This is a genomic window from Amycolatopsis sp. NPDC003676 (genome assembly GCF_053587275.1).
The window spans coordinates 92332-101336 of record NZ_JBSFNS010000021.1 but is presented as its reverse complement, the minus strand read 5'-3'; the positions used below and the strand labels follow the sequence as shown (position 1 = coordinate 101336).

General features: G+C 69.9%; 6 protein-coding genes. 2 read left to right on the top strand and 4 right to left on the bottom strand.

Annotated features, from left to right (window positions below):
* The 4 genes from ACWDNU_RS16125 to ACWDNU_RS16110 all read right to left on the bottom strand — a co-directional run.
* Positions 1-531: phosphoribosyltransferase family protein (locus tag ACWDNU_RS16125; RefSeq protein WP_449669385.1), on the bottom strand; the 531-nt coding region annotated here is incomplete at its 3' end.
* A gap of 40 nt (positions 532-571) precedes the next feature.
* The gene (locus ACWDNU_RS16120; RefSeq protein WP_449669384.1) at positions 572-3010 is read right to left on the bottom strand and encodes an ABC transporter permease; all 2439 of its coding nucleotides are present in this window, start codon (positions 3008-3010) and stop codon (positions 572-574) included.
* Entirely contained in the window at positions 3010-3756 is a 747-nt protein-coding gene (locus ACWDNU_RS16115; protein ID WP_449669383.1) for an ABC transporter ATP-binding protein, read from the bottom strand. Before ACWDNU_RS16115 ends, ACWDNU_RS16120 begins: the two co-directional genes overlap by 1 nt.
* 78 nt (positions 3757-3834) lie before the next feature.
* Positions 3835-4602 carry an SDR family NAD(P)-dependent oxidoreductase gene (locus ACWDNU_RS16110; RefSeq protein WP_370933038.1) on the bottom strand — a complete coding sequence of 256 codons (768 nt, stop codon included), beginning with the start codon at positions 4600-4602 and terminating at the stop codon, positions 3835-3837.
* Between the two features lie 61 nt (positions 4603-4663).
* Between ACWDNU_RS16110 and ACWDNU_RS16105 the strand changes: the two genes are divergently transcribed.
* Together ACWDNU_RS16105 and ACWDNU_RS16100 are read left to right on the top strand one after the other, a co-directional pair.
* On the top strand, positions 4664-5533 hold the full coding sequence (locus ACWDNU_RS16105) for a hypothetical protein (RefSeq protein WP_449669382.1): 870 nt from the start codon (positions 4664-4666) through the stop codon (positions 5531-5533).
* 240 nt (positions 5534-5773) lie between these two features.
* The gene (locus tag ACWDNU_RS16100; RefSeq protein WP_449669381.1) at positions 5774-8971 is read left to right on the top strand and encodes an arabinosyltransferase domain-containing protein; all 3198 of its coding nucleotides are present in this window, start codon (positions 5774-5776) and stop codon (positions 8969-8971) included.
* The last annotated feature ends 34 nt before the right edge of the window (positions 8972-9005 follow it).

Genomic DNA, 9005 nt, shown 5'->3' with positions numbered 1-9005 from the left:
GGTGTTTTTGTACACGACGGTTGCCAATATTGTGGAGCGTCCTGAAGGGGTCAAGTCGACGACCGTCGCGACGCCGACCACGGTGGCCCCGCCTTCGCGCAGCGCCTCGACCGCGGTGAGCACGCTGCCGCCGGTGGTGGAGGTGTCCTCGACGGCCAGCACCCGCTGCCCGCGCACCTCCACGCCCTCGATCCGGCGCTGCATCCCGTGTTCCTTGATCGCCTTGCGGACGACGAACGCGTCGAGCACCACGCCCTCGGCCGCCGCGGAGTGCAGCATCGCCAGCGCCACCGGGTCCGCGCCGAGGGTGAGCCCGCCGGTCGCGACGTAGTCCCAGTCAGCGGTGAGCTGCCGCAGCAGCTTGCCGATCAGCGGGGCGGCCGCGTGCTGCAACGTCGCCCGCCGGAGGTCGATGTAGTAGTCGGCTTCCTTGCCCGAGGCCAAGGTGACCTTGCCGTGCACGACGGCCAGTTCGCTGACCAGCCTGGCCAGTTCGAGCTTCGCAGTTTGATCCAACCCGGGGTACGCCACGGCCGAGAGTCTTACACACGCCACCGACAACTTCCGCGCGTCACTCCCCGGTCGCGACGGCCGTCACCGGACGCGTCCGGGTCGCCACCCAAGCCGGGAGGACCGCGGCGGCCAAGGCGAGCACGATCGCGGCCGCGATGATCACCAGGTAGATGGAGATCGGCCCGTCCGGCAGCACCCGGCCGGTCGCGACAAGACAGAACGGCACGATCGCGCCCGCCGACACGACGGTGCCTGCCACGATGCCGATCGCGGCGATCAGGCCGCCTTCGCTCGCGGCCATCCGCAGCACCTGGCCGCGGGTGAAACCGCCGAGCCGCTGCAGGCCGAATTCCCGCCGCCGTCGTGAAGTCGCCATGACCAGGGTGTTCACCACGGAGATCACCGTGTAGCCGACGATCATGCCGACCAGCAGGTAGTTCACCCACGCGCCGGTCTCGTCGTTCTTGGCGTTCGCGGCGGCCAGCGTGCTCCGGTCGCCGACGGACACCGGGAGACCGGCGGTCGCGGCGGTCAGGCTCTGGGTCAGCCGGGCCTGGTCGACGCCGGGCGCGGCGCGGACGAGCACCTGCTTGGCGAGACCGGAAGTGGTGTGTCCGGCGAGCAGTTCGGCGGGCAGCAGGAGCTGTTCGGCACCGTCCCGCTGCTGCACGATCGCGACGATGCGAAGGGTCCGGTCGGTCCCGTCGCCGAAACGGAGCGTGACGGAATCGCCGACGGAACGGGAGACCTCGGCGGCGGCGGGCAACGCGATTGTGTCGCCTTTCAGGTCGGCGAGATTGCCTTTCACGACCGCGGCGGCGTTGGTCGTCGCGTCGGTGAGGCCGAGCGCCGGGTAGCCCTTCTTGGTCTGGTTCTCGTCGAACGGCGCGGTGATGAACGCGCGGCTGCTGACGTAGGTCGAGACCGCCGCGACGCCGTCCGCGTGCCGGATCCGGTCGACCGCCTCGGGCGAAACCCCGGTGGGACCCGCGACGATCGCGTCGGCACGGAGGTCTTCGGCGAAGGACTGTGCGGAGGCGGCGGTGGTCGTGGTCTGCAGGTAGATGTTGGCGGTCGCGATGCCGACGGCGAGCATGATCGGTGTGACCGCGCCGGCCACCCGGGTGGCCGCGTTGCGCGTGTTCGTGATCGCCAGCCAGCCGGTGACGCCGCTGAACAGGCGCATCGGACCCTGCAACAGGATCGCGGTCAGCTTCGTGACGCCCGGGCTGATCATCGCGACGCCGATCGCCCACAGCATCACCGCCGGACCCGCGGTGCTCGCCGCGATGGGTCCCGTCATCACCGTGAGCGTGACGATGCCCAGCGCGGTCCCGCCGCCGAAGCTCAGGATGGCGAAGATCAGCCGCACCGGAGTCAGCCAGCCGCGCGGCACGGAGGCTTCGGCGAGCGCCTCGGTCGGCCGGATGCGGCCGACGCGGAATCCGGCCACCAGCGCGGAAATCCCGACGGCGAGCAGGGTCGCGCCCGCCGCGATGATCATCGGGATCCAGCCCTGGTGGAACTGCACGGCGGGCGAAATGAACCCGCCCGAGGTGAACTGCCCGAACAGCCACCCGCCGAACACCGGGCCCAGCGCGGCCGCGGCTCCGGTCGCGAGCACGCCGATGACCAGCGCTTCGCCGAGAACCATGCGACGCAACTGCCGCGGGGTCGTGCCGATCGCGCGCAGCAGAGCCAATTCCCGCTGCCGCTGGCGCACCGACAGCATCAGCGTGCTCGCGATGACGAACACCGCGACCGAGAGGGACAGCCCGCCCGCGACACCGGACAACGGGATCAGCCTGCCGCCGCTCGCCTGTGCCTCCGGGAATTCGGCGAGTCCGCGCTCATCCCCAGTCAGCACGGAAACGCCGGAACCCAGCTGCAAAGCGGCGGGATTGTCAGTGCCGACACCGAAATAGTCGACCTTGCCGGGGTGGCCGGAGAGCTGATCGGCCACGTTGTCGGCGAAGAACGCGTCGGGACGATCACTGACCTGAGCGACGCGGTATTGGCGCATCGACCCCTGCACCGCAAGGTCCACAGTGGATCCAACCGCCACGCCACTAGCCGCGGGCAGCACCACTTCGTCGGCACGCGGTGCAGGACCGGGCAGTCGAGCGGACTCCCAGCCGTGCGCGACGAGAGGCTGCTTGCCCAGGGATACCGGGAAATTCACCTCACCGACCACAGTGGACACTCCAGGCGTCGCGCGAATCTTCTCCGCCAGCGACCGGTCCAGCAGGACCCGCTCCGGCAGCGCGACCGACTGCGTCTTGGGCTTCTCGGAATTCTTCCGAAGCTCGAAATCCTGTTGCCCGGCAACCACAGCCGACGCCCAGGCCAGCCGGTGAGGCGGCGTCGCGGACCGGATCCCGGTCTCCATCAAACCGGCGCAGGCGGACACGATCACCGCGCCGAGGAACGCGGCCACGAACGCGGCGATGAAGCCGCCGGTGCGGAAACGCAAGGTGCGCAAGGCAAGGCTGAACATCAGAAGCCGCCCACCGGCATCCGGTCGGCCCAGGCGCCGAGGTGGGTCATGCGTTCCGCGACGGCAGCCGCGGTCGGCCGGAGAAGCTCGCCGGCGACGCGGCCGTCAGCGAGAAAGACAACCCGGTCGGCATAAGAGGCCGCGACGGGATCGTGCGTCACCATCACGACGGTCAGCCCGCCGCGCACCGATTCCGACAGCAGGCCAAGGATTTCGCCCGCGGTACGCGTGTCGAGTGCGCCGGTCGGCTCGTCGGCGAAGAGCACCGCCGGACGGCTGACCAGCGCGCGAGCGATCGCCACCCGCTGCTGCTGGCCGCCGGACAACTGGCCCGGCAGGTGCTTGCGCCGGTCGCTCAGTCCGACGTGCCCGAGCATGTCGGCGACGCGGCGGCGGTCCGGCCGACGGCCGGCCAGCCGCAGCGGCAGCACGACGTTCTGCTCGACGGTCAGCGCGGGCAGCAGGTTGAACGCCTGGAAGACGAACCCGATCTTGTCCCGGCGCAGCTTCGTCAGCTGCGTCTCGGAGAGCTTGCCCAGCTCCTGGTCGTCGAGCAGCACGGACCCGCTGGTCGGCCGGTCGAGCCCGGCCGCGCAGTGCAGGAACGTGCTCTTGCCCGAGCCCGACGGGCCCATCACCGCGGTGAACCCGCCGCGCGGAAAGGACAGGCTCACCCCGTCCAGTGCCGTGACCCGGCCGTATTCCTTGCGGACGGATTCGAGCCGCACCGCTTCCCCAGTCGCCATGGGGAAAACGCTATGGGTTTACGGGAGAAAACACCCTGGGGCGCACACGCCGGGACGGGGTAGGGCTGTCCCTACCTCTCAGGTGCGGCGGCGGTTGCCGAGCCCGCCCGCGAGCTTGCGCAACACCGGCCGCGGCAGCAGCCCGCCGATCCCGACCAGGGCTTTGTACTGCAGGCTCGGCACCGAAATCACCTTGCCGCGACGCAGGTCAGCGAGGGCCTCGTCGACCACCTGGGCCACGTCGAGCCAGAACGCCTTCGGTCCTTCCCGTTGCAGGCCGGCACGCTCGTGGAACTCGGTGTAGGTGAAGCCTGGGCACAGCGCCATCATCCGCACCCCCTTCGGCAGCGACATCGCGATGCCCTCGGTGAACGACGTGACCCAGTTCTTGCTGGCGGTATAGGTCGAGCCGCGGCCGGAGAAGAAGCCGGCGACACTGCTGACGTTGATCACGTCGCCGCGGCCGCGCTCGACCATGCCCGGCAGCGCCGCCCTGGTCAGCTGCAGCACAGCGGTCACGTTGACGTCGAGCTGACGCTGCAGGTCCTCGGCCGGGATCTCCCAGAACTCGCCGCTCAGCCCGAAGCCCGCGTTGTTGACCAGCAGGTCGATCGGCTGGGTTTCGAGCAGCTCGGCGACCTGCTTGCGGCCGTCCACTTCGGACAGATCAGCGGACAGCACGGTGACCTCAACGCCGTGCTGCGTGCGCAGCTGCTCGGCCAGCGCGTTCAGCCGCTCCTCGTCGCGGGCGACCAGGACGAGGTCGTGCTTCTCGGCGGCGAGCCGGCGCGCGAATTCCGCGCCGATGCCCGCGGTGGCTCCAGTGATCAGAGAAGTGGTGGTCATGTGGGTGAAGCTACCCGTTTTTCAGCTGCGTCCGCCCTGGTGGCGCAGTATGGTCCGGCGCATGGGCAAGCACACCAAGCGGACGCCCGGATATCTGCCCCGGATGGCCGCCGGTGCGGCGCCCCTCGCTCTGTTGCTCGCCGGCCCGGCCGCGGCGCTGGCGGACACCCCGCGCGGGGGACTGCCGCTCGACCTGCACCAGCACGGTTCTTCCTCCGACCTCCAATTCACCCGCGACGAGACGCTCGCGACGCGCGACCTGCCCGCGTCCGCCGCGTCGAACCTGCGCCAGACGCTCGGCCAGGACACTGCCGGCCAGTCTCAGACGCACGACCTGCGGCTCGGCGAACCGGGCCGCGCGTTCAGCGGCAACGACCTTGGCGTGCACCACACGCAGCCGTTCGACGGTGCCCACGTGGCCGGTCTGGACCAGTCGATGCGGCACGGCGTCCAGCTGCCGCACGGCGTCGACGCGCTTTCCAGCAGCAAAACCGGCACCGAGACCGGTCTGGCCGGCCGGTTCTCCGGCGACCTGATGAGCGGCACCCGCTTCGAACGCACTTCCGCCGACGCCGTCGACCTCGGCCCGGCGGGCTCGGTGGTCTCGAACTCGGACGAAAGCGTGCTCGGCCAGTTCACCGGCAAACTCGACGTGACGCGGCTGGAGTCGACCGAGCGGCACAGCGTGTCCGGCGACCTCGGCCCGCTGCACGCGCTGGCCGCGACGAGCCAGTCGACGGCCGAGCACACCGACCGGTTCCACGGCGAACTGTCGGCGGCGGACATCGCGGCGGCGCGGACGAGTACCGCTTCTACCCTGGGTGTTCCGGTTACCCGGAGCCAGCACGTGGGCGCCGAAGTGCTCGGAAAACCGGTCATCGACAACGGATGGACAGTTTCCGGACCGCCGTTCACCTTCTCGCCCGGCTGAGTTCATCGACTTGCCGAGTCCGCTTTCGGCAACCGAGTCCGGACCGTTTCCGGATCGTGAAACGGTCCGCTTGGCTCGCGGCCCTGACCTGCTCAGTGTCACCCGTTCGCCGTAAGCGACGCCGGGTTTACTTCACCCACCGTGGTTATTTATCGGGGGAATCCCGGTCCGACCAGGTGGGCCCGCCCCCGGGAGAGTCCCCAGCGTCAGGCCCGCATCCGCTTGGATAGCCTGCGGGGCGTGGTCGACCTCGAATCCGTTGCCGCCGAATCGGCGTCTGCGACAGCTATCGGCAAGAGCCAAGCCGGTCGTCGGGCGCGGTTGCTCGCTGCGGTTTTCGGAATCGCCGGCGCGATCCTCGCGATCGCGGTGCCGTTCCTGCCCGTCACGCTCGAGCAAACCACCCTCGACTGGCCGACCGCCCAGGGCACCAGAGCCGTGACCGCCCCGCTGACCGCGCAGGCGCCGATCTCGCTCGACGCGAAGGTCCCGTGCACGACCGCGCGGGCGCTCGACGCGCGCACCGACGGCAGCGCCGTGCTGTTCAGCACCAACCCGCCGAACTCCGGCATCGGCGTCGTCACCGGGATGGCGCTGCAGGTCGGAAACGGCCAGCTCACGCTTTCCTCACAGGGCCAGCAGCTGGGCTCGGCCCCGGTCGGCGACGGCGATTGCACGATCACCGTGCACACCGACGCGAAGCGGACCACCGCGTCCGTCGGCGGGACCCGGATCGCTGACGTCACCGACGACCACCGGCCGCAGCTCACCGGCTACTACTCAGACCTCACGAACCAGGACGACACGCACGGCCTCTCGGTCTCCGCGCAGGTCGACAACCGCTGGGCCAGCACCGCGACCGGCATCAAGCTCGCCGCCATCGTGCTGTCGGTGCTCTGCTTCATCGGCGCGGTGCTCGCGCTGTACCGCCTGGACCGGCTTTCCGGCCGACGCGCGCCCCGGCTGGCCGCGCGCGGCTGGTGGAAGCTGAAATTCCTCGACATAGCCGTGCTCGGCACGCTCGTCGTCTGGTGGCTGATCGGCGCGATGACCGCCGACGACGGCTACTTCACGACCATGGCTCGCGTCCGCGGCGACGCCGGTTACATCGGCGAGTACTACCGATGGTTCGCCGCGCCGGACGCGCCGATGGCGTGGTTCGTCGATGTCTACGCGGCGATGGCCAAGGTCAGTTCGCTCACGCCGTGGATGCGGCTGCCGTCGCTGTTGATGGGCGTCGCCTGCTGGATGCTGATCAGCCGCGGCGTGCTTCCTCGGCTTGGCAGGCAGGTGCGGATCAGCAGTGCGGCCGGCTGGGCGGCGGGCGCGGTGTTCCTCGCCTTCTGGCTGCCCTATGACAACGGTCTGCGCCCGGAAAACCTGGTCGCGCTGCTGTCGCTGATCTCGATCTGCTGTGTCGAACGCGCGGTGGCCACCCGGCGGCTGGGTCCGGCGGCGATCGGGCTGACCGTCGCGGCGCTGTGCGTCGCGGTCAACCCGCACGGGCTGATGGCCGTGCTGCCGTTCGTGGTCGGGCTGAAGCCGCTGGCGAAGATCGTGCTCCGGCACGCGCGCCAGTTCGGCTGGGTGCCGGTGCTCGCGCCGATCGCCGCCGCCGGGCTGGTGATTCTCACGCTGATCTTCTGCGACCAGACCCTGCGCGGCGCACTGGAATCGGTGCGGCTGCGGTCGTCGCTCGGGCCGACCGGTTCCTGGTACGACGAGCTCGACCGGTACTCGATGCTGTTCAGCAACGGCCCGGACGGCTCCATGACGCGCCGGTTCCCGGTGCTGTTGATCTTCTTGTGCCTGGCGACCTGCGCGGTCGTGCTGCTGCGGCGCGGCAACATCCGCGGCGCGGCGCTCGGCCCGAGCCGCCGGCTGCTCGGCATCAGCGCACTGTCCTTTGTGGTCTTGGCGCTGGCTCCGACCAAGCACACGCACCACTTCGGCATGCTGGTCGCGGTCGGCGGACCGCTCGCCGCGCTCACCGCGTTGTCGACGAGTACGACCGTGTTGCTCTCGCGCCGCAATCGCGCGGCGTTCTTCGCGGGGCTGATGGTGATCGTCGCGCTGGCCTCCACCGGGCCGAACGCCTGGTGGTACGTCTCGGCCTGGGGTGTGCCGTGGTTCGATCTCCCGCCGCAGGTGTTCGGCATCAAGCTGAGCACGATGGCGCTCGTGGCGGCGGCGGTCGCGCTGGCGATCGCGGCGATCGAGCACATGAAGCACAACGAGCACGAACCGTTCGTACCGCCCGCGCCGGTGGCGAAGGGCGACCTGGAAAACCGCGGCCGCGCGCTGCGGCTCGGACTGGCGCCGTTGTCGACGGTGTGCGCGATTCTGGTGCTGTTCGAAATCGGCAGCATCGCGAAGGGCATCCAGAAACGCTGGGACACCTACAACATGGGTGCCGACAACATCCGCCAGCTGGCCGGGCAAAGCTGCGGGCTGTCCGACTACATCAAGGTCGAACGCGACCCGAAGGCCGGGCTGCTGGAAGCCGCGCCGCAGCAGCCGCAGAACGCCGCGCCCGGCTGGACAGTGCCCGCCGACGCCGACCGCGGCGTCACCCCGAAGGACTGGCTGGCGAGCACCCAGAAGGGCTTCGTCACCAACGGCGGGCTGCCGACCGAGAACGCCGACAGCTGGAACCCGCCGTACCAGTTCGGCAAGGGCAATGCGCCGATCTGGGGCAGCTACCACAAGTCCGGTGACAACGCGGGCGACCTGCGCACGCAGTGGTACTCGGTCCCGGAGCGGGCGCGCGACGGCTCGGTGCCGATCGTGGTCGCCCTCGCGGGCAAGCCCGACGACCCGAACTCGCTGACCGCCGAATTCGGCAAGAACACCCCCGCCGGATTCCAGGTGCTCGGCCGCGAACAGCTCGACTCGAAGAAGAAGGACACCAACTGGCGCGACGCGCGGGTCAGCGTGCCCGAGGGCGCGGACCAGGTGCGGATCGTGGCGAAGGGCCGCGGGCTCGGCAGCGACGGCTGGGTCGCGTTCAGCGCGCCGCGGGCGCCGAAGATCGCGAAGATGACCGACGTCGTCGGGCAGGACCCGGTGTTCCTGGAATGGGCAGCCGCCGCGCAGCACCCGTGCCTGCGCCCGTCGTCGATCCACAACGGGATCGCCGAGGTGCCGAAGTACCGGATCAGCGCGGGCGACGACCTGCGGACTGTCGGCAAGTTCTGGTCCTCGCCGGCGGGCGGCGGGACGTTCGTGTGGATGAACGTGGCCACCCAGATGCAGGCGCTGCCGACGTATCTGGAAGGCGACGTCGACCGGGACTGGGGGACCTTGTACGAGGTGACTCCCGAGGTCTCGAACGCCCTTCCGGCTTCGGCGGCGTTGCATCAGCAGTCGGTTACGCATTCCGGGATCTGGTCGCCTGGGCCGCTGGCCAAGCCCGCCAACCCGACCGGCGAGTCGTAAGCTTTACGTTCGGTGAAGGGCTCCTTGATTGCTT

What these genes read in the sequence shown, in the direction of transcription:
- ACWDNU_RS16120 (WP_449669384.1), bottom strand. Translation starts at nt 3,010, where the DNA reads ATGTTCAGCCTTGCCTTGCGCACCTTGCGTTTCCGCACCGGCGGCTTC.
- ACWDNU_RS16115 (WP_449669383.1), bottom strand. Translation starts at nt 3,756, where the DNA reads ATGGCGACTGGGGAAGCGGTGCGGCTCGAATCCGTCCGCAAGGAATAC.
- ACWDNU_RS16110 (WP_370933038.1), bottom strand. Translation starts at nt 4,602, where the DNA reads ATGACCACCACTTCTCTGATCACTGGAGCCACCGCGGGCATCGGCGCG.
- ACWDNU_RS16105 (WP_449669382.1), top strand. Translation starts at nt 4,664, where the DNA reads ATGGGCAAGCACACCAAGCGGACGCCCGGATATCTGCCCCGGATGGCC.